The sequence below is a fragment of the Ahniella affigens genome (genome assembly GCF_003015185.1).
Classification (GTDB): Bacteria; Pseudomonadota; Gammaproteobacteria; order Xanthomonadales; family Ahniellaceae; genus Ahniella; species Ahniella affigens.
In genome coordinates, this window is the sequence record NZ_CP027860.1 from 2752219 (window position 1) to 2772480 (window position 20262).

General features: G+C 60.3%; 14 protein-coding genes, 1 tRNA gene and 1 pseudogene. 4 read left to right on the forward strand and 12 right to left on the reverse strand.

Translation table 11 applies throughout. The features are described 5' to 3' along the window. Nucleotides 1-8: 8 nt before the first annotated feature. From C7S18_RS10575 to C7S18_RS10585, 3 genes are all read right to left on the reverse strand, one after another. The gene (locus C7S18_RS10575; protein ID WP_106891533.1) at nucleotides 9-1766 is read right to left on the reverse strand and encodes a hypothetical protein; all 1758 of its coding nucleotides are present in this window, start codon (nucleotides 1764-1766) and stop codon (nucleotides 9-11) included. Between the two features lie 237 nt (nucleotides 1767-2003). Then, complete coding sequence (locus tag C7S18_RS10580) at nucleotides 2004-2537, reverse strand: phosphatase PAP2 family protein (protein ID WP_106891534.1); 534 nt, start codon at nucleotides 2535-2537, stop codon at nucleotides 2004-2006. Next, nucleotides 2534-3676, reverse strand: a complete 1143-nt coding sequence (locus tag C7S18_RS10585; protein ID WP_106891535.1) for a glycosyltransferase family 4 protein — start codon at nucleotides 3674-3676, stop codon at nucleotides 2534-2536. The genes C7S18_RS10580 and C7S18_RS10585 overlap by 4 nt, the downstream gene beginning before the upstream one ends. Before the next feature lie 180 nt (nucleotides 3677-3856). On the opposite strand from C7S18_RS10585, the gene C7S18_RS10590 reads away from it, so the two are divergent. After that, nucleotides 3857-6466: a TonB-dependent receptor domain-containing protein gene (locus C7S18_RS10590; RefSeq protein ID WP_170113218.1), complete on the forward strand. Its 2610-nt coding sequence runs from the start codon at nucleotides 3857-3859 to the stop codon at nucleotides 6464-6466. Between the two features lie 118 nt (nucleotides 6467-6584). On the opposite strand, the gene C7S18_RS10595 is transcribed toward C7S18_RS10590, so the two are convergent. Beyond that, on the reverse strand, nucleotides 6585-8270 hold the full coding sequence (locus C7S18_RS10595) for a SulP family inorganic anion transporter (protein WP_106891537.1): 1686 nt from the start codon (nucleotides 8268-8270) through the stop codon (nucleotides 6585-6587). A gap of 116 nt (nucleotides 8271-8386) precedes the next feature. Beyond that, nucleotides 8387-8848 (reverse strand): hypothetical protein, encoded by a 462-nt coding sequence (locus C7S18_RS10600; RefSeq protein ID WP_106891538.1) that lies wholly within the window; start codon nucleotides 8846-8848, stop codon nucleotides 8387-8389. Between the two features lie 159 nt (nucleotides 8849-9007). Here C7S18_RS10600 and C7S18_RS10605 point away from each other — a divergent pair, with 159 nt between their 5' ends. Together C7S18_RS10605 and C7S18_RS10610 are read left to right on the forward strand one after the other, a co-directional pair. Next, nucleotides 9008-9541 (forward strand): ECF-type sigma factor, encoded by a 534-nt coding sequence (locus C7S18_RS10605; protein WP_170113219.1) that lies wholly within the window; start codon nucleotides 9008-9010, stop codon nucleotides 9539-9541. Then, nucleotides 9538-11910 carry a serine/threonine-protein kinase gene (locus C7S18_RS10610; RefSeq protein ID WP_106891540.1) on the forward strand — a complete coding sequence of 791 codons (2373 nt, stop codon included), beginning with the start codon at nucleotides 9538-9540 and terminating at the stop codon, nucleotides 11908-11910. Before C7S18_RS10605 ends, C7S18_RS10610 begins: the two co-directional genes overlap by 4 nt. Before the next feature lie 22 nt (nucleotides 11911-11932). Here the strand turns inward: C7S18_RS10610 and C7S18_RS10615 are convergent, their stop codons facing one another. The 6 genes and pseudogenes from C7S18_RS10615 to rimP form a co-directional block, all read right to left on the reverse strand. After that, nucleotides 11933-12565 carry an FMN-binding negative transcriptional regulator gene (locus C7S18_RS10615; protein WP_170113220.1) on the reverse strand — a complete coding sequence of 211 codons (633 nt, stop codon included), beginning with the start codon at nucleotides 12563-12565 and terminating at the stop codon, nucleotides 11933-11935. Nucleotides 12566-12738: 173 nt separating this feature from the next. Then, nucleotides 12739-13686 carry a tRNA pseudouridine(55) synthase TruB gene (gene truB, locus C7S18_RS10620; protein ID WP_106891542.1) on the reverse strand — a complete coding sequence of 316 codons (948 nt, stop codon included), beginning with the start codon at nucleotides 13684-13686 and terminating at the stop codon, nucleotides 12739-12741. A 304-nt stretch (nucleotides 13687-13990) separates the two neighbouring features. Then, nucleotides 13991-14323, reverse strand: a pseudogene (gene rbfA, locus C7S18_RS24715) (30S ribosome-binding factor RbfA); the annotation flags it as partial. A gap of 47 nt (nucleotides 14324-14370) precedes the next feature. Further along, entirely contained in the window at nucleotides 14371-17034 is a 2664-nt protein-coding gene (infB, locus tag C7S18_RS10630) for a translation initiation factor IF-2 (RefSeq protein ID WP_106891543.1), read from the reverse strand. A gap of 54 nt (nucleotides 17035-17088) precedes the next feature. After that, nucleotides 17089-18579, reverse strand: coding sequence for a transcription termination factor NusA (nusA, locus tag C7S18_RS10635; protein WP_106891544.1), 1491 nt, complete (start codon nucleotides 18577-18579; stop codon nucleotides 17089-17091). Between the two features lie 57 nt (nucleotides 18580-18636). Beyond that, a complete protein-coding gene (gene rimP, locus C7S18_RS10640) occupies nucleotides 18637-19203 on the reverse strand; it encodes a ribosome maturation factor RimP (protein ID WP_106891545.1) in 567 nt (188 codons plus the stop codon). A 358-nt stretch (nucleotides 19204-19561) separates the two neighbouring features. On the opposite strand from rimP, the gene C7S18_RS10645 reads away from it, so the two are divergent. Then, nucleotides 19562-20092 carry an MBT domain-containing protein gene (locus tag C7S18_RS10645; protein WP_146151871.1) on the forward strand — a complete coding sequence of 177 codons (531 nt, stop codon included), beginning with the start codon at nucleotides 19562-19564 and terminating at the stop codon, nucleotides 20090-20092. Nucleotides 20093-20177: 85 nt separating this feature from the next. Here C7S18_RS10645 and C7S18_RS10650 read toward each other — a convergent pair. Continuing rightward, a tRNA-Met gene (locus C7S18_RS10650) sits at nucleotides 20178-20254 on the reverse strand. Nucleotides 20255-20262 lie beyond the last annotated feature (8 nt).

A 20262-nucleotide genomic window follows, 5' to 3' on the forward strand; every position in this document is an offset into this window, starting at 1 on the left:
AGGGTTTGTTACTCCACGCCGTAGGACCAACCTTGCGTCCAATCGGTGGCAGCCGACGAGTCGAAAGCGCCCTTGAAGCTCGTGCGCTGGAAGAATGCATCATTAGGTACCGCAACACCGGTGTTCAGCAGCGGCGAGCCAGTATTCGGATAACGACCCGTCATGTTGAGACCAGCTGGGTTCGTAGCGAGATTTGCCGCCTGGATGTTGAACCAAGCATCGACCTGGAACGGATCCGAACCCGAGAGTTCAAAGTTCGTGTTGCAACCCATGGCAGCACCGGTCATGGTCAGGAAGCCACTGGCGATTGGGTTCGCAGCCGAGCCCGACGCATTGAACGTCGCGTTGTCATTGAAGTTCAGGCATTCAGTCGGCGCATCTTTCGCTACCACGTTGAAGTAGTTTCCGGCCGCACCGCGGCGGATACGGATCGCTTCATCACCGGTGCTCGACTGGATGAACGTCAGGTTGGCCATCTTCGGCTGCGTGCGGGGCAGCAGATCGAACGACGAACCGTTGTTGTCCGACTCAATGCCATGGCTGCCGGAGGCGGCGGTTGCCGTCTGCTTGCAATAGGCAAACTGCACGCGACCGCGATAGCCGTTGGCGGTATCCAAGCAGTCATCTTCGGTCGCGATAGCGACCAGATTCCGCGCATTCACCGCCCCACCGAACCATTCGAATGCATCATCTTTGCCGGCGTAGACCGAGATGTTCTCGATCGTCGTACCGCTGCCAACACCGAGCATCGTCAACGCATTCAGCTCTTCATTCGGCCGGATTTCTTGGCCGGCATAGCGGATTTGCACATACTTCAGCACACCGGAGGAATCAGCATCGTCCGACACCAGATTGCCGCCGCCAACTTGACTCACGCCACCGTAGGTCACATCGGCGTCCGCTTCAAAGGTGCACGCCGTGCTGAGGCGACACGTATTGTCCGCGGCATTGCCAGCAAGAACCAAGCCCGCCCAGGAACCCGGAACGTTGGTCGGACCGGTGAACACAATCGGGTTCTCTTTCGTGCCCTCGGCGAACATCTTCGAGCCTGCATTGACGACGAGATAGTCGATCGCGCCGCCTTTACCCTGCAACTGCGTGCCCGGCTCGATGATCAGCGTGCCCGGATTCGTGTTGCGGCCGCTGCCGACTTGGGTCTTGCCGGCGATGAGGTAGGTTGCATCATTGGTGAGTCGGAGCGTGCCGGTAATCGTAGACGGCAATTGGCACGTGCGCGCCAGACCGGCGACCGCAGTGGTTCCCGTCGGGCAAGTCGTGAATTCATGCGTGTATTGGCACGTGCTGGGCACGCCGTCCGGACGCGACAAGTCCAAGGTGACCGGCACCAGATTCGAACCTTGGTTCGGCGTGAAGCTCAAGGTGATGCGGTTGCACGAATGCGCTTCGAAATCGACTTTGCCGATCGGCGCTGCAACGGTCGGCGTGTAGTCGTTGCCAAACGTGCCACCGGTCGCGCTCAGTGCATCGACGTTGGTCTTCTTGAACTCACGATCGGTCAGAGGTACGAGAGTCGTGAACCAGTACTGTTTGCCCGTGGTGTCGTACGTAAACGTGGCGACAAAGAGTACGCCGCCGTCCTTGCTGGTTGGCAGCCAATCCAGCATGGAGCCACGGCCGCTTTGCTGCGGGTTGTACCAACCGCCGCGGAAAGATTCGTCAACGACCAGCGCAGCCTGCGTGGCTTGCACCATCAGCAGACCACCGACCATCGCGGCCAACAAGCGCTTTTTCGAGTTCAGCAACATCGGGTTTCTCCGAAAGGAATCAAGAATTCGAGCCCATTGCTCGACCCGTGCACGATAGAAACCGGCGGTGACAGGGGCATTGCCGGCAGGCGGCGAATTCACGACAAGCTGATTGCAGAAACGTGACGGCCTTCGTCGCCGCGCAACGTCGGTCTAGGTGCCGCCCAATCCCGATCCCTGCCCTTTCGCGCCAAGCACACTTTGCGTTGCACAACGGCGATTCGAATCACGAGAGCGTCACTGAAACAGCACGTACGAGATCGCGATCAGCACGCCGCCAATGCCGGTTGCCGCCAGTACGTCGCTCGGATAGTGCAAACCCAGAATGACTCTCGACATGGCAATCAGAACCGTCAGTGGCAACAGGAGCAACGCAAGCCATGGCTCATGCAGGCAGCTCACGCCCGAAAACACTACCGCATGAAGCGTATGTCCAGACGGAAAGCTGTACTCATCCAACGCTGCCACATGCGCGGTGATCAGCCGGTATTGTTGGTACGGTCGAAGCCGTCGCGTGCGGCGCTTCACGGTTCGATACAACAACCAGGCGCTCAACCCGACAAACGCAAGCTGGGTGGCAACCTGACGGCCCGAATGCACGTCGTGCCAGGCAAACAGCGCCACGAGCAGCAGCCACATCGGGCCATCGCCCAAGCGTGACACCACCGCAAACAAGCGCCGGATCCCAGACACATCTGCCCACCGATTCATGCGCAGGCACCAGTTGAGCTCAGGTCCAGAAATCTGCCTTGGGATTAGTCGCGTCGTCATGCAGCACACTCCGTCGGCATGGCTTGTTCAAACAGTCGCACCAGCTGCGTTGCAACTGCCGTTTGTGATAGTCCCGACACCGCTTCGCGAACCTGGGTCGCGATCCGATGCCGCAAGGCACGATCACAGGCTAATTCTTCCGCCAGCGCGAGGAAGGCTTCTGCCTCGCCGAACGGTGCCAACAACCCAGTGCGCCGGTGCACCACATGCTCATGTGCGGCGCCATAGTCGAAGGCGACCAGCGGCATTCCCGATGCCATCGCCTCCAATGTCACATTGCCAAACGTCTCGGTCAGACTCGGAAACAGAAACAGGTCGCCGCTCGCGAAATGGCGTGCGAGATCCTCTCCGCGTCGGATTCCGGCAAATATGAAATCCGGATTCTGTTCGGCCAGGGCGCTACGCGACGGACCATCGCCGACCCAAATGAACTTTGCCCGAATTCCACGCGCTTGGATACGTCGGCAAGCCTGCACCAACAGTCCGAGATTCTTTTCTGGGGCGAGACGACCCACGTGGATCACCGCTTGCTCATCCGGTGCGACACCCCAGGCTCGACGCAGTGCCTCATCGCGCCGACCAGCGTTGAACAAGCGCGAATCGACACCACGTGGCAAGCGCTCGACATGCTTGAATCCACGTTGTTCCAATTCGGACTTCAACGACTGCGTCGGCACCAGCGTCGCGTTGGCCGCATTGTGGAATCGGCGCAGCCAGACCTGCGCCAATGGCACCAACAGGCGCGCGCCATAGTGCCCGACGAAGTCGTCGAAGCGGGTATGAAAGCCAGTCAGTACCGGAATGCCAATGGCCCGTGCCGCGCGAACCGCTGACCAGCCCAGCGGACCTTCGGTCGCCACGTATACGGCCGCCACACCTTGGCTCCGCCATGCCTGCTTCAAGGTCTCCGTCGCCGGCCAGCCGAAGCGGAGCTCCGGGTAACGCGGTACGCGCGACCCCGCCAGCAGGCGTTCGACGAGCATGGCGCGGGGCGCGATTTCCGACTCACCAAGTTGCCTTGGGCGAGTCAGATCCACTGAATGCCCCAACTGCAGCAACTCGTGCACCATGGTTTGGACAGTCAGGGCCACGCCGTTGATCTCGGGCGGGTACGTTTCAGTCACGATCCCAATGCGCATATGAACCTGCCATGGCCAGTCATGGTGACTACGATGCCTGCGTCCCGTGACACGGTGTTGAATGTTCTTTGACGCGCCGATGCCATTGGCATGACGGTTCGATGAACCGCCATGCAGCGGTCATCGACCTGTCATGCGCACCGCATACGCTGCTGCGATTCCCTTGGTTCCGTGTGCCTCATGTCTGCCTTCACTCGTCCGAAAACCGCCAGCCTGCCGCGCTGGATCTCTCGTTGCCTCCTCTCCGGAGCCTTCTATTCCGTAGCCATGTCAACGCTTGCAGCGCCGACTCCGGACACTGACGCCACGGTCGATTCGGACGAGGCGTCAATGCTGAAACAGATCGAGATTGAAGGCGAGATCAAGGAAGGCGAAGAGGCCTTGTACGTAGACGAGCGCCGCGCAACGTCGCAGGTGACCGAAACCATTGGCGCCGAACAAATCGCCCGTACCGGCGATACTGATACCGCGCAGACGTTGAAACGCGTGACCGGCCTGACTGTGGTCGACGGCAAGTTCGTCTTCGTTCGTGGACTCGGCGACCGCTATTCGAGCGTCCTGCTGAACGGCGCACAATTGCCGAGCCCGGACCCGACGCGCCGAGTATTGCCGTTGGACCTCGTGCCAACCGAAGTACTGGATGGGGTGATCATCCAGAAGTCGTATTCGCCCAACATTCCCGGTGAATTCGGCGGCGGCTCGGTCATGCTTCGCACGCGCGGCGTGCCGCTGGAGCGCTTCGCCAAACTGGGCTTCAGCCTGAGCTATCTCGATGGCAGCACCGGTGCGGATGGCATGACCTATGCCGGCGACAGCAGCGATTGGACCGGCTTCGAGCGTGCCCGGTCCTTGCCTGGCGAGCTTCGCGACGCCATTGCCGATGGTGTGATTCTGCGCCCGCAGTCGCCAACGAACCCTGGCGGCTTCAGCAATGCGCAGCTGGAGTCATTCGGTGAGGCGCTCAGTGGTGATTACAATGTCGAGAACAAGAGCCTGCCGCCTGCCGCAGGCTTGTCGGCAGGCTATGGCAACGTCTGGCAATTTGATGAACGCAGTTTCGGCGTCCTCGCATCGGTGCGCTATCACAACAGCTGGGAACAGACGGACGAAACCCGGCGCAGCTTTGTTTCAACCAGCGATGGCTTGGCCCAGACCGGCGAACTTAGCTTCAACCGCACCCGCCAAAACGTCGAACTGTCGTCGTTTCTGGTCGCAGGTCTGGACTGGTCGGCGGACCACCGCTTCAAGTATACGAATCTGCTGCTGCGCTCCAGCGAAGACGACACGAACGTTGCCGAAGGCTACGTTGACGACCCTGAGGATCAGTCGCGGTTTTACGAACTGGAATGGGTCGAGAACAAACTGTTGGTCAACCAACTCTCTGGTGAGCATCTCTTCGTCAATGCGCGTGATCTCAGCCTAAACTGGCAATACACCCATTCGAGCGCTGGCCGCGACGCGCCGAAAACCCGCCGCTATCGTTTTGATCGCAACACAGCTACCGGAAACTACGGATTCTCGCGTCGTTCCGACAGCAACACGACCTTCTACTCGGAATTGGATGACCAGCAGGATGAACTGGGCCTGGAATTCAAATTGCCGCTGACGTTTGGCGAGGCGAACTATCTGGATCTCAGTGCCGGCGCCGATGGCCTTCGACGTGAGCGCGATTCCGGCATTCGTCGTTTCAGCTTCACGGGCGTCGGGCCGCTGGCGACCGATCCGGCCGTTCTCGTCCGTCCCGGATTTGACGATGTGATCAACCCCGGCACGATTGGCGACAACGGGTTCCAACTGCGCGAGACGACGCGTGGAACCGATCAGTATCGCGCCGAACAGGACCTTGATGCGTTGTTCGTCAATGCCGATATCAACTGGAACTCAAAGTATCGTCTGGCGCTCGGCCTTCGCTATGAGCAGAATCAGCAGGATGTCGCCACCTTCTCGCTGTCCGACCTCAACGCACCGCCCATTGTCGCGCGCATTGACACCGACGACGCGTTGCCTTCGGCGGCGTTCACCTGGCTCCGGTCCGATTCGACGCAGTGGCGCGTCAGCTACAGCGAGACCGTGTCGCGACCTGAGTTTCGTGAGCTGTCGCGCGCACCGTTCACCGACCCGTTGCTCGACCTCGAAACCATCGGCAATCCGCTGCTCAAGCCCGCTTCAATCCAGCATCTCGATGTTCGCTTCGAGCACTACTACAGCGATGTCGAATCCATGTCGATCGCGCTGTTCCTGAAGGATTTCAAGGATCCGATCGAGCGAATTCAAGTGCCCGGCACAGGCAACCTCGTGTCGTTCGCCAACGCCGAATCGGCTCGCAACTATGGCGTAGAACTCGACTACTCGCGCAGCCTGTCGGCATACAGCGCGAATCTCCTGAACTGGTATGTGGGATTCAACTACGCCTACATCAACTCGACGGTGGACCTTGGCGAAGCCAACGACATTCAGACCAATCAGTCGCGACCGCTGCAGGGCCAAAGCCCGCACGTAGGCAATGTCCAGGTGGGCTATCGCGAGGATGGCCTCGAAGCCACCCTGCTCTACAACGTATTCGGGCCGCGCATTTCGCAGGTCGGCATCTTTGGCGCACCGGACATTGAAGAACGGCCGTTCCATCAGGTCGACTTCAACCTGCGCTATCCGTTGAACGACGCCTGGACGTTGAAACTGAAGGTCCGCAACCTGCTTGATCCGAAAGTCGAGTTCGCCCAAGGCGATGAGATCACCCGCAGCTATCGCCGCGGTCGCGAGCTGAGTTTAGGGTTGGATTGGGCGTTCTAGGGGCTCTTGCCGCGAAATTGGTTCGGGCCTGCAGGCCCTCCTACAAAAAGGCCATACATCTTGGCGCGACATCGGCATGGGCGCGAACACGACGCTACGCCGACACGACACCCTGGCATCAAGGCGCTGACACCCGCGCCTTGGCCTCAGCCAACGTCGCCACATGCGCGATCAACTGCGGATGCTCCAACACATGCATGTCGTGCAGGACGCGCTTTGGTTGCTCGCGCAGGCCGACAAAGATCACCTTGATCTGCTGCTTCTGGCAACGGTCCAAGAACTGCTTCAGAGCCGTGGCGCCCGAGGCATCCGTCATCGGCACGCCATCCAAGCGCAGGATAAACCACTGCGGTGGCGAAAACAGCTGGTCGAGCACATCATCGAGCCGGTAGGTCACGGCATAGAACAAGGGTCCGCTGATCTGGAACACCTCGACCCCGGCCGGCAGACCCGCTCGCGGATCCGGACGCGCTTCCAATGAATCCGGCTCATCCTCTTCAATCAGCTTTTCGCCCGAGGCGATCTCAACCATCTGGCTCATGCGATGCATGAACAGAAATGACGCCAGAACCACGCCGACTTCGATGGCAATGGTCAGATCAAACATCACCGTCAGCGCGAACGTGACCAGAAGCACCAACCGATCCCCGAGCGGACCGCGCATCAAGTGCCGAATATGCTGGAGTTCAGCCATGTTCCAGGCCACAACGAGCAGTACTGCAGCGAGCACTGGTAACGGCACGTAGCCCATCCAACGTGTTGCCACGAGCATGAAAACCAGCAGAAACACGGTATGCAACATGCCGGCGATGGGTGAGCGCGCACCAGCGCGAACATTGGTTGCAGTGCGCGAGATTGCGCCCGTGGCAGGCAGACCACCAAACAAGGCACTGGCAACATTGGCCACGCCCTGCCCGACCAGTTCCGCATTCGAGCGATGGCGGCCACCAATCATGCCATCTGCAACCACGGCCGACAGCAAGCTTTCGACTCCGGCCAGGAACGCAATCGTGAAACTGGCCGGAAACAGTTCCATGGTCCGTTCGAACGGGATCACCGGAACCGCAAAGCTTGGCAAGCTGCTTGGGATGCCGCCGGGGAAGCGCGTCGCAATCGTGCTGACATCCCAGCCGAATACCGCCACCAACAGGGAGCCCAGCAACACCACAATCAGGAACACCGGCGCCGTCTGGCGAATCTTGCGCAACACCAAAATCGCGATGATGCAGCCAACCGTTAACGCGATCGTCGCCAGGTCAGCACTTGGCAAGTGATCTAAATACGTCTGCCAGCGCGCAAAGAACTCGGCGGGCACTTTCGCCACATCAAGACCCAACGCATCCTTGACCTGACTTGACAGAATGGTCACCGCAATCCCTGCGGTAAACCCGACGATCACCGGTTGCGGCACAAACTTCATCAACGTGCCGAGCCGAAGCAGCCCCGCCGCAATCAGCATCAACCCGGCAAGCAAGGTGCACAGAATCAGCCCGCCGTAGCCGAACTTCTCGATCACCACAAACACGACCGGGATGAAGGCTGCTGTCGGGCCACCGATCTGAACCCGCGAACCGCCCAACGCAGAAATGAGGAAGCCGGCAATGATCGCAGTGTGCAAGCCCTTCTCCGGGCTTGCTCCGGAGGCAATCGCCAACGCCATCGACAGCGGCAACGCGACCACCGCCACCGTCAGCGCGGCGACCAGATCCCCCCGAAAATCGGCCCAGCCATAACCGCGACGAAGCACCGAGACCAGCTTCGGAACGTACAAATGCCAGAAAGGTGGAGACGGCGATGCGCGCATACCGCGATCATCGCAATTCCTTCACCATCCGGGAAGCCGGTCAGTGCGATCGAAGCGCTCGCAAAGCGGATTGGACCCCGCACGCCGCAAGATTGCTCCATCGTTTTGCGGTTGGCCTATTCTTGGCTGAACAGGTACGCCAATGACTCGCCGTAAGGGGTAATCAGATCAGCGAGGCGCCAGCAGCTCCCTTCGGCTTTGCGGAGCACCAAATGCGCCACGCGCGGTTGCGGCTTTGATCCATCGCCCGAATCAAACTGGAAGCGCAGCGCCACCATCGCCGAGTCGTCGGTTTCGGACTCCAACTCAAAACGCGAGCCGACCATGTCGCCGTCCTGCGAGCCAAGCCAGGGATCGTAGTCCAAGTGACCGATTTCGCCATCGGCGTAGGCCGCCTCGCGCTTCAGCAAATCGCCAAACTCGGGCGTGACTTGCTTCAGCACTGCCGCCGACGGGGGCCCAGCATAGAAGTCGGCCGCGCCGCCCTGAAACCGTTCAGCCCAGGCAGCAGCGGAGTCGCAAGCCCAGGTTGACGAGGTCCCAACCATCGCCGCAGCCAACAAAATGAGCGTTCGCATGTGAGGTACTCCTTCCAAAGTGATCCCCACTGTCGCCGAATGCTCGGTCACTGGTCAACGCGGCCACTGAGGCCGCACCGTTTGTTTACGACCCATGACGCCTCGGCCAACTTAGCGCTACCTGCGTTACAAATGGTGACGTTCAGGCATAATGGCGTCATGAATGACCTGCCCTCGTTCGATACCGACACACTCGACTTGCAGGCACTGCTGCCTCAGGTTTATGAGGATTTGAAGCAGCTTGCGCACCGCCAATTGGCCCGCATGCGACCTGGCGACACGTTCTCGACCACCATGCTCGTCCATGAAACCTACGAGCGCCTCGCGCCACACCAGGGCAAAGGCATTGCGTCGCGCGAACACCTGATGGCCTGGTGCGCACGTGCCATGCGGCAGATTCTGATTGATCACGCGCGCAGCCGACAGGCGCAGAAGCGCGGTAGCGGCGAGTCGCATCTTGACCTCGATGATCTCGATGTCCGGGGCGGGGTCGATCCTACCGCCCTGCTCGCGATCAACGAGGCACTGGAGCAATTGGAGGCGAATGACCCGCGACTGGTGCGACTGGTTGAGCTTCGCGTGTTTGCCGGGCTCGATCCGGCCGAAATCGCCGCGGTGCTCGGCGTCAATGTGCGAACCATTCAGCGCGACTGGTTACGTGCAAAAGCCTGGATCGGGTCGGCCCTGCAATGAATCCGGTCACCCCAGAGCAGTTTGCAGCGCTGGATCAGTGTCTGCAGCAGGCTTTGGATCTGCCCCCTTCCGAACGCGAGGCTTACCTTCAAGCCCATTGTGGTGGCGACGCCGATCAACTGATGGCCCTGCGCGCGCTGCTCGCCCATTGCGATGACAGCCAGACTGAATGGGAACGACTGCCAATGTCGTATCTCAATGCGCACGTGACTGAGATTCTGGACACGAAGCACTTGCCGCGAATCGCGAACTGGCGTCTTTTGCGCGAGTTGGGCGCAGGCGGCATGGCACGCGTGTTTCTGGCTGAGCGTGACGTCCAAGGCGCCACGCAACGAGCTGCCATCAAGCTCTTGCAAGGTGGCCAACCCGACGCCGAACTGATGGCTCGCTTCGAACGCGAGCGACGCATTCTTGCTTCGTTGGATGATCCGCGGATTGCGCGTTTTTACGACGCGGGCATCGCCTCTGACGGGCGTCCTTGGTTAGCCATGGAGTATGTCGACGGCGCCAGGATTGATACGTGGTGCGATCAGCACCAGTTGAATATCCGGGCTCGCGTGCAGCTGATGCAGCAGGTCGCACTGGCGCTGGCAAGCGCCCACAACCGTCTCGTACTGCATCGGGATATCAAACCGGCCAATGTGCTCGTCGATGCGACCGGGTTGCCGAAAATCCTCGACTTCGGGATCGCCAAGGTGCTCGCGGACGATGACGCTACCGATGGTCTCACCCGCACCCAGCAACGCTTGCTCACCCTGCACTATGCAAGCCCAGAACAACTACTGGGTGAACCAGTCGGGGTCGCCTCGGACATTTATCAACTCGGTCTGATGATGTACGAACTGTTGAGCGGACAGCGACCATTTGCCCGCGACGAGGTGTCATTGCCGAGACTGATTCGCGCCATTGATGATCGGCAAGTGCCGCCGCTCCGCCAAGCCTTCGACGATGCTGATCCCGAGTCGGGGCGGCGCGCCCAGGCACGCGCCAATTCGCCTGCACGCTTGCGCCGCTTGCTGAGTGGCGATCTGCAGCAGATCACCAACAAAGCGCTGGCCCGCGACCCGTTGCATCGGTACGGCAGCGCCATTCAATTCGCCGATGATCTCGAACACTATTTGTCGGGTCGCCCCGTACTGGCCGTCGCACCGTCCTTGGCGTATCGTCTCAAACGCTTGCTGGCTCGACACCCGCTCGCCGCCGCGCTGGCGGCGAGTTTGCTGATTGCCATTGCCGCGGGCATCAGCGCGACGCTCTGGCAAACCCGGGAAGCGTTGCGCCAGCGTGACCAAGCACAGGCTGAAGCCGAAAAATCGGCACGGCTGGTCGAGTTCCTGACGAATGCGCTGGCGACCGCGAACCCGACCCGCTCACAAGGCGAAACGGTCACGGCAAAAGCGCTACTAGACGGCGCGCGTGCCCGGATCGACGAAGAATTGCAATCTCGGGACGCCACGCGTTCCGATCTGCTGGCCGCCATGTCTCAGGCCTATGGTGGATTGGCGTTGCGCGAGCCGCAACTCAAGCTTGCCGAAGAATCGTTGTCGATTGAGCGCGAACTGGACCGCCCGAGCGTGTTGACGCGACGCATGGTTCTGGCGGCAACTGCACTGAGAGAAACCAGCCAGCCGGAATCAGCATACGCGCTGTTTCAGGAGGCCGAGTCGCGTTTGCGCGCCGACCCGGCCGAGAGCCAGGGCTACCTCGGGCAAGTGTTGTACCTGAAAGCCATGACCGAGTTCAGTCTGCGGCAGTTCGAGCGTTCGGAGCACAGTCTGGAGCAGGCCATCGCATTGTTGAGCCAGGCTAGCGACGCGCGCGAGCGCGATCGCAACGCGGCGCGGCTGATGCTCAGCCGACTTTGGGCGACCAATGGCCGTCTCGACGACGCGATCCGCATGATCGAGACGACAGTCGCGGCACTGAGAACTGCAAAGCCTCCGCGACGCGCCGAATTGGAAGAAGCACTGGATGCCTTGGGCAGTGTCTACCGAAAAGCCGAGCGCTGGCCGGAACAAACGGCGGCCTATCGGGAAGCGAGAGACTTGGCGATCGAAGTTTACGGGCCGGAGCACTTGGATGTCGCAATACTCAGCCACAACCTGGCGGGCGCGCTGCTTTCCGAGGGCAACGTCGCAGAAGCGCTGACGCTGACCAATGAGGCCGTCAGTCTGGGTGCCCGCAGTGTTGGGCCGCTGCACGCGTTCTCGGTTTCGGCGAAGCTTCGCCAGATTGAGGCACGTTGCCGCTCGGGCGACGAACACGTCGAAGCGGCGGAGTGGTCGCAATTGCAGGCCGGCATCGAGAAGCATCCGAACCTGGCCGACTTGCTCACTCAGCGCCAACAGCAGTGTGGCATTCGAAAGTGATGGTGTGCCGAGCGAGACCCCATCACCGACGTTCAGCGCCACGCGTTGCCTGCCATGCCAACATGGCGTCTGCGAGCAATTGGGATTTGCCCCCTTGCGCGGTCAGCGCAGCAACCGTTTGCTTGAACTCGGTATCGCTGCGGTTCTGACTCAGCTTGAACAAGCATTGCAGCTCAGTGACGACCAGATCAAAGCACTGAATCATGGGTGTCAGTGCGGCGACGTAACCTTCCGGCAGATGTTCGAATCGGTGTCCCGGACTCACTTCAAACCGATCCTTCAACGTCTTCAAATGGCGCACGAGCGTGTCAGCATCTCTTGGCACAGGTTGAGCGCGGGCGTGCACCACTTGGTAGTTCCAAGTCCCGCCAAAGCGCATCGTTGACTGCCAACTCGCCAGAATAGGTGCGTCCGGCCCAAGGAACGAGACGAACACTTCCTGTGCTTGTGTCACGGCATGCCAATGGTCGGTGTCGCGCATCAGGTGACAGCGAAATATGGTTGGCGTGCCAAATTGCTCAATCAGCACCGGCAGATGGGTGGCGGCAACACGGCCGGCCGCATCGACAGCGACCAACGTTGCGAACGGATTGGCGTCAATGAACGCGCGAATCACCTCTGGATCATCAACTTGGAACTGCTGGTCTCGGTACATGCGGCGTATGGTCCGGTTGGGCGTGGGTCTTGGCATGTTGCGGTGGCAGCGCGTCCCTGCTCAAGGACGGACGGCAACCACGGCCGATCATGCAGATGCCAAAGGAATACGCAATCTGGTGGTCAATCCGACAGCTTCAACTCAAGCGCCGGCGAACGGGCCAGCAGCGCCAATCAGTCGGCGATTCCCATCCGAGCCTCGGTCGGCATCAGGCGGATGACGCGCAGAATCTTCTTTGGATCGAGCTGACCGAGCCCCAGAAACCCGCCATCGGGTGCCACGAGTCGACTTGGGCCCGCGGTGATTCGTTCATCCCGAATCGAGAAGCGCTGACCACGAATCAGGCGTTCGACTTCATCGGCTTGCAGGTTGATTGCTGGCAGATGCAGCAGTGCCTGTTCAATAGGCGTCAGCATGCCGGGACGATCCGCATCGCTGCATCGGTCAACAGCTTCCAACGTGTGAATACGAAAGCTGTCGAAGCCACCGACACGGGTGCGCCGAAGCGCAAACAGATGCGCGGCACTGCCAAGCGCCCTGCCGATGTCCTCAGCAAGACTTCGAATGTAGGTACCACTACCGCAGTCCACTTCAAATTTCAGTTCCTGCAATCGTGGCGGCTCGGATGCCGTCGTGCTGCGGGAAATCAAACGCAACGAATGGATCGTCACCGTCCGCTCGGGCGCGAGCACATCCATGCCCATCCGCGCCCAGGTATAGAGCGGCAACCCCTTCTGTTTGATCGCCGAATACACCGGCGGTCGCTGAACAATCTGCCCAACGAAGCGCGCGAGCGTTTCTGCCAGCAGGTTGTCGTTGATCTCGGGTAGCGGAGCAGTGCGCGTAACGTCCCCCTCGCGATCAGCCGTGTGTGTTTCGGTGCCAAATCGGACGGTCGCGATATAAGCTTTGCGCTCGCTCAGCACGAAGCCGGCATAGCGCGTGGCCTCACCCAAGAACACCGGCAAGAGGCCTTCGGCCATGGGATCGAGCGTGCCGCCGTGGCCGGCCTTGTCGACGTGATAGAGCTTTCGCACGCGCTGCAACGCGGCGTTCGATGTCCAGCCGGACGGCTTGTCGAGCAGGAGCACACCCGTTTTCAAGGGTGCCCCCTTAAGCATGGGTAAGGTGCGACACGCGAATCAATGGGCCTAAACCGCGCACCCGACTTCAGGCGATTCAGCGTCAAGCGTTTTGGCAGGCAGGCATCGCCCATGACCCACCTCAATCGGCCGCGCGGCCCTGTTTGGCGACCACCTTCTTGGCCGGCGCTTTCTTGGCTGCCGCCGTCTTTGCCGGACCAACAGCTTTCTTGGCGGGCGCTTTCGCAGCAGACGCTTTCGTCCCCGCGACTTTTTTCGCTCCGGGCTTCTTGGCCGACTTCTTGGCTGGTGCGCGCTCGGCAAACACCGGCACGACCGGTGCGCGCAGCAACGCGTCAATGCGCTCACCGCGATCCACCGATTCGTCGTATCGGAAATGCAATTCCGGCACGGTGCGCATCGTCACGCGCCGCGCCAGTTCTTTCCGGAACTCCCAAGAATTGGCATTCAGGTCTTTGATGGCCGCCAATCCCTGCTCGCGCACGAGCGCGGTCAGGAACACGTTGGCGTGCGCCAGATCACGGGTGATCTCGACATCGGACACCGACACCGACGGCAGCAGGCCATTGCGCACAGCTTCGTGCACCAAGCTGCCGAGCTCTCGGCGTAGCATGGAGGAAATGCGATCAGTGCGAGAGAAATTGGCGTGACCCATGACGGACTCCTAAGGCCAACTGGCGGCGAACCGCCAGTGCCTGTTCATTACAGCGAGCGGGCAACTTCGATGCGCTCGAAGCACTCGATCTGATCGCCAGCGCGCACGTCGTTGTATTGCTTGACGCCGATACCGCACTCCATGCCGTTGCGGACATCTTCAACAGCTTCCTTGAAGCGCCGGAGCGATTCGAGCTCGCCTTCGAAGATCACCACGTTATCACGCAGCACGCGGATCGGCTTGTTGCGCTTGACGTTGCCCTCGATGACCATGCAGCCCGCGATCTGACCAAACTTGGACGAGCGGAACACATCGCGAACCTGCGCCACGCCAATGATCTCCTCGCGAATTTCCTTGCCGAGCAGTCCGGACGCAACCTGCTTCACCTGATCGATTACGTCATAGATGATCGAGAAGTAGCGGAGATCCAGACCATTCTCGGTGATGATCTTGCGCGCGGTGCCATCGGCACGCACGTTGAAGCCGATGACGACTGCCTTCGACGCCGCCGCGAGCGTGGCGTCCGATTCGGTGATCCCACCAACCCCCGACGCAATGACGTTGATCCTGATGCTGTCGTTGGACAGATTCACCAGCGCGTCGCGCAGTGCTTCGACCGATCCTTGCACGTCGGCCTTAACGACCAGGTTCAGCACGCGCATCTCGCCCGCTGCCATCTGCGAGAACATGTCCTCGAGCTTCGTTGCGCCCGTCTTGACCAATCGCGTCTCACGTTTCTTCTGTTCGCGCTGCGCGGCCACTTCCTTCGCGAGGCGCTCATCAGCCACGACGATGAAGTCATCGCCCGCCTCGGGCACACCCGACAAACCAAGAACTACAACCGGAATCGACGGACCAGCTTCGGCGATCTGCTGACCGACTTCGTTGAACATGGCGCGCATGCGGCCGTACTGCACCCCGCACACCAGGAAGTCGCCCTTACGCAGCGTGCCGCGCTGGACGAGCACGGTGGCAACCGGGCCGCGGCCCTTGTCGAGACTGGACTCCACAACGATACCGCTCGCGCGGCCTTCGCTCGCAGCCTTCAATTCCATCACTTCGGCCTGCAACAGAATGCCATCGAGCAGATCGTCGACGCCCATACCCGTCTTGGCCGACACCGGTACGCATTGCGTCTCACCGCCGTACTCTTCGGGCACGACCTCGTGCTGAATGAGTCCTTGCTTGACGCGCTCAGGCAGCGCGTCCGGCTTGTCCATCTTGTTGATCGCCACGATCAGCGGCACGTTCGCTGCCTTGGCGTGCTGAATGGCTTCGAGCGTCTGCGGCATCACGCCGTCGTCAGCGGCAACCACCAACACGACGATGTCGGTGAGGCGCGCACCGCGAGCACGCATCGCGGTAAACGCGGCATGGCCCGGGGTGTCGAGGAAGGTGATCACGCCCTTCGGCGTCTTCACATGATAAGCACCGATGTGCTGGGTGATACCGCCAGCTTCGCCGGCAGCCACTTTAGTGCGGCGAATGTAGTCGAGCAGCGAGGTCTTGCCGTGGTCGACGTGACCCATGATGGTCACGATCGGCGGACGGGATTCCTGATCCGCAGTATTGCCGGCCTGCACCGCAGCAAGCACCGATTCGGCGTCTTTCCCGGTCGCCTTGCTGGCTTTGTGCCCGAGTTCTTCGACGACCAGCACCGCAGTTTCGTGGTCAATTGTTTGATTGATAGTAGCCATAACGCCCATTTTGAATAGCGCCTTGACCACTTCTGAGCCCTTCAGGGCCAGCTTATTGGCGAGATCAGCGACGGTGATTGATTCGCCAATGGCGATCTCACGAGTGACCGGCGCCGTAGGCCGGGAGAACGTACCTGCCGGCACATGGCGCGGCATTTCCTTGCCGCGAGGGCGTTTTTTCGTGCGGCGCGCGTGATCGCCAGAGAGATGCAACTCGCCGGCCAGGAAGCGGCTGGCGCCGCCAAAATCCTCTTCGCTCGCCTCATCCAATTGCATACGATGACTGCCGCGATTGCCTTTGTGGCGATGCGGCGGCTCGGCGCCATCTTTTTTCGGCGGTGCCTTTTCTGGCGGCCGCTCAACTTTCGGTGGGTGTGCTTTCTTCTCTTCGACCTTCGCAGCCTTGCCATCGGCGGGCTTCTTCGAGCGCGCTTCTTCTTCCGCAGCAAGGCGCGCGGCTTCGACTTCGGCCAAGCGTTGTGCTTCCTTCGCCGCTTCCTCAGCGCGACGTTCGGCTTCGATCGCTGCACGCTTCGCGTCTTCTTCGCGACGTTTCGCGTCCTCGACTGCACGCTGCTTATCGTCCATGTCGCGCAGACGCTTCAGCTCAACTTCCTGCTTGGCCTTCGATTCGGCCAACAAGCGAAGCGCGTGCTCGCGCTCTTCGCTGACCGGCTGCTCCTGCTCGTCGATTTCGTTCCGCTTCACATACGTACGCTTCTGGCGCACTTCGATGTTGACGGTCTTGCCTCGGGCAGCCCCGGCGGACACGGTGATTTCGCTGACTTGCTTGCGCTTCAGCGTAATCTGTTTTGGCGAGGCCTCAGGCGTCGGGCTGGCCTCCTTCTTGCCGTGTGTGCGGCGCAGAAAGCCGAGCAACTTGACCTTTTCGGTGCTGCTGACCACCTGATCCGGTCCGGAAACCTTCATGCCGGCTTCCGAAAACTGTTCGACCAGTTTGTCGACTGGCATCCCGAGAACTTGCGCGAGTTGGCGAACGGTAACGTCTGACATGGGAATCCTTGGTGGCGAGTCGAGTAGTGCTTGATGCAGTCCGTAGCGAGCGAATTACTCGAACCAGTGTGCGCGGGCAGCCATGATCAGCTTCTTGGCGCTGGCTTCATCCAGCCCTTCGATATCGCTGATCTCATCGGCAGCCATGTCGGCCAGATCATCGCGGGTGCGCACGCCGCGTTCGGCGAGCGCATAGGCGATGGCGTCGTCCATGCCGTCCAGTGACAGCAGATCGTCGGCCGGTTTGTTCTTCTCCAAATCCTCTTCGGCCGCAATCATCTGCGTCAGCAGAGCGTCGCGGGCGCGGGCGCGGAGTTCTTCGACGACATCGGCATCGAACTCTTCCACCGCCAGCAGTTCCGCTTCCGGCACGTAGGCAATCTCTTCCACGGTCGAGAAGCCTTCCTGGACGAGGATCGACGCAATTTCGGAGTCAACTTCAAGGCGATCCATGAACAGCTGGCGGGCGGCTTCCTGCTCGCCTTCCGACTTCTGTTGAATCTGCGCCTGCGTCATCACGTTCAACTGCCAACCGGACAATTTGCTGGCCAACCGTACGTTCTGACCGCCGCGGCCGATCGCCTGCGACAATTTGTCTTCGGACACAGCCACGTCCATCGAGTGCTTTTCTTCGTCAACGATGATCGACTGCACCTCGGCCGGGGCCATGGCGTTGATGACGAACTGCGCCGGGTTTTCATTCCATGGAATGATGTCCACACGCTCGCCATTCAATTCGTTCGAAACGGCCTGCACGCGCGAACCGCGCATACCGATACACGCGCCGATCGGATCGGTACGGTGATCGTTAGCCTTGACCGCGATCTTGGCGCGATCACCTGGGTCACGAGCACAGCCCATGATGGTGACGAGGCCCTGACCGACTTCCGGCACTTCGAGCTTGAACAACTCGATCATGAACTCAGGGGCCGTACGTGACACGACCAACTGCGGGCCACGCATTTCGGTGCGAATTTCCAGCAGATAGCCGCGCAGACGATCGCCCGGGCGGACGTTCTCGCGCGCAATCGCCTTGTCGCGCGGGATGATCGCTTCGGCATTGCCGCCGAGATCCAGGAACACGTTGCCGCGCTCGACGCGTTTGACGATACCCGTTACGAGTTCGCCCACGCGGTCACGATACGCATCAACCACCTGCGAACGCTCGGCTTCGCGCACCCGCTGCACGATGACCTGCTTCGCTGCCTGGGCAGCAATGCGACCGAACTCTGGGTTCTCAATCCGTTCTTCGACAAATTCGCCGACCTGGTAATCGCTTCGCAGGTCAACCGCATCCATCAGACGCGTCATGCGATCGGGCGATTCCATGACCACGTCGTCGGCCACGACTTCCCAGCGACGGAAGGTCTCGTAGTCGCCGGTATTGCGATTGATCGACACGCGGATCGACACGTCCTGATCCGGATAGCGCTTTTTCGCCGCCGAGGCGAGGGCCGCTTCCATCGCGTCAAAAATCACGCCGCGCTGCACGCCTTTTTCATTGGCGACTGCTTCGACGACCAGCAACATTTCCTTACTGCTCATGGGATGCTCCGCTGCCTTCCGGCATCAAAGTAACTTAGGGTTCTTGTGACAAGAGCCTTAGGAGGCCTTGGGTTTTTTCGGTGACTTCGGCGATTGCAGCGCTTGGTCGCCTTTCGGCTTGGGCTTCGCTCGACCGTCATTCGGTTCCGGGAAGACCGGCACGAGACGAGCCTTCTCGATGTTGTCGTGCTGAATACTGACATCCACGCCATCCTGTTCGATGACGATGGTATTGCCCTCAACCTGTTTGATGGGTCCTTGAAACCGGCGGCGCGTATTGACCGGCACATGGACGGTGAGTTTGGCCGGTTCGCCAACAAACCGCGCAAAGTGCGCCGGCTTGAACAGCGGCCGGTCGAGCCCTGGGGACGACACTTCAAGCGTGTAGCGAGAAGTGATCGGATCGTGCACATCCATGGTGGCCGAGATTTCGCGACTGGCCGCTTCACAATCTTCGATCGTGACGATCCGCTCGATCGCGTCGATGTAGATGCGTAGCAAGGCATTATTACGATGCGGCACATATTCGAGCCCGAGCAGCTCCAAGCCGATCGAGGCGATCACCGGACTCAGCAATGATTCAAGCTCTTCAGATTTCACAATCAGCTCTCGCAATACATTCATCAAAAACCAAGGCCGAAAAACCCAGGTTCCAAAAACAAAAAAGGGCCCAAGGGCCCGTATCCATACGGTTCAGTTTCTGGTCGACTCGTCACGGCCAAAGCCGCTGCGCCAACTAAAAAGGCCCCCGACGGAGGCCCTTCCAGAAAATGTGGTGACGAGCAAATTAATGTTTGCAGCACGCTGCAGCACTAAATCGTCGTTCAGGCTTTGCGATCATAGCCCGATTTGCCGTTGGCGGCAAGTCCGCAGCGAGCCCAAATCGCATTCGCACGACTGTTTGGAGCCGTTCGGGCCTGCTAGATTCAGCCTCATTCAGGGGAAGGACGACCATATGTACGTGAAATCTGGACACGCATCGATGGCTTCCAGACTGGCGCTTGCCATGCTGGGAACGTTTGTAGCGACCACAGCGCCAGCGCAGATCTGCCAAGTGGGCGCCAAGATTGAAGGACAATGGGGCAATACTTGGTATCCGGTGACTGTTTTGGAGGCTCCCGATGCAGCGGGCAATTGCCTGGTCACGTTTGATGGATATGGGAGCGTCTGGGATACCCGGATGAGCGCCAATCAGATCCGACCGCGCGGCAGCTCCGGCAACGCGAACCAGCAGGGACAGACTAAGAATGCCGGCAGCGCGTCGCAAGTGGCGTCCGGTTCGGTACCGGATGGCGACTACCGATGCCATAAGCTGACCTCAGGCGGCGGCCTGATCGATATCGGCGATATGACAATCGATGACGGCGAACCCGAACTGGCCGGGCTGCCCGATGGCTGGACGATTCTTGGCGTCAGCGTTCGCGGCAAGAACGATCGCGGTGAGCTCGTCATTGCACTGGATTACAAGAGCGCCAGTGGTTCGAGCGACCGAATGGATTGCGTGGCGGAGTAAGCAACCCCGCGCACCCGATGCAATCGAATAACGCCCAAAAGAAAACGGCGCGTCTCGTTTGAGACACGCCGTTTTACTTTCATGATGGTAGCGGGGGCAGGATTTGAACCTACGACCTTCGGGTTATGAGCCCGACGAGCTGCCAGACTGCTCCACCCCGCAGCAGAAGC

Bases quoted from the DNA above. Each gene is read 5' to 3' on its own strand.
- C7S18_RS10575 (WP_106891533.1), bottom strand. From the start codon at position 1,766: ATGTTGCTGAACTCGAAAAAGCGCTTGTTGGCCGCGATGGTCGGTGGT.
- C7S18_RS10580 (WP_106891534.1), bottom strand. From the start codon at position 2,537: ATGACGACGCGACTAATCCCAAGGCAGATTTCTGGACCTGAGCTCAAC.
- C7S18_RS10585 (WP_106891535.1), bottom strand. From the start codon at position 3,676: ATGCGCATTGGGATCGTGACTGAAACGTACCCGCCCGAGATCAACGGC.
- C7S18_RS10590 (WP_170113218.1), top strand. From the start codon at position 3,857: ATGTCTGCCTTCACTCGTCCGAAAACCGCCAGCCTGCCGCGCTGGATC.
- C7S18_RS10595 (WP_106891537.1), bottom strand. From the start codon at position 8,270: ATGCGCGCATCGCCGTCTCCACCTTTCTGGCATTTGTACGTTCCGAAG.
- C7S18_RS10600 (WP_106891538.1), bottom strand. From the start codon at position 8,848: ATGCGAACGCTCATTTTGTTGGCTGCGGCGATGGTTGGGACCTCGTCA.
- C7S18_RS10605 (WP_170113219.1), top strand. From the start codon at position 9,008: ATGAATGACCTGCCCTCGTTCGATACCGACACACTCGACTTGCAGGCA.
- C7S18_RS10610 (WP_106891540.1), top strand. From the start codon at position 9,538: ATGAATCCGGTCACCCCAGAGCAGTTTGCAGCGCTGGATCAGTGTCTG.
- C7S18_RS10615 (WP_170113220.1), bottom strand. From the start codon at position 12,565: ATGTACCGAGACCAGCAGTTCCAAGTTGATGATCCAGAGGTGATTCGC.
- truB (WP_106891542.1), bottom strand. From the start codon at position 13,686: ATGCTTAAGGGGGCACCCTTGAAAACGGGTGTGCTCCTGCTCGACAAG.
- infB (WP_106891543.1), bottom strand. From the start codon at position 17,034: ATGTCAGACGTTACCGTTCGCCAACTCGCGCAAGTTCTCGGGATGCCA.
- nusA (WP_106891544.1), bottom strand. From the start codon at position 18,579: ATGAGCAGTAAGGAAATGTTGCTGGTCGTCGAAGCAGTCGCCAATGAA.
- rimP (WP_106891545.1), bottom strand. From the start codon at position 19,203: ATGAATGTATTGCGAGAGCTGATTGTGAAATCTGAAGAGCTTGAATCA.
- C7S18_RS10645 (WP_146151871.1), top strand. From the start codon at position 19,562: ATGGCTTCCAGACTGGCGCTTGCCATGCTGGGAACGTTTGTAGCGACC.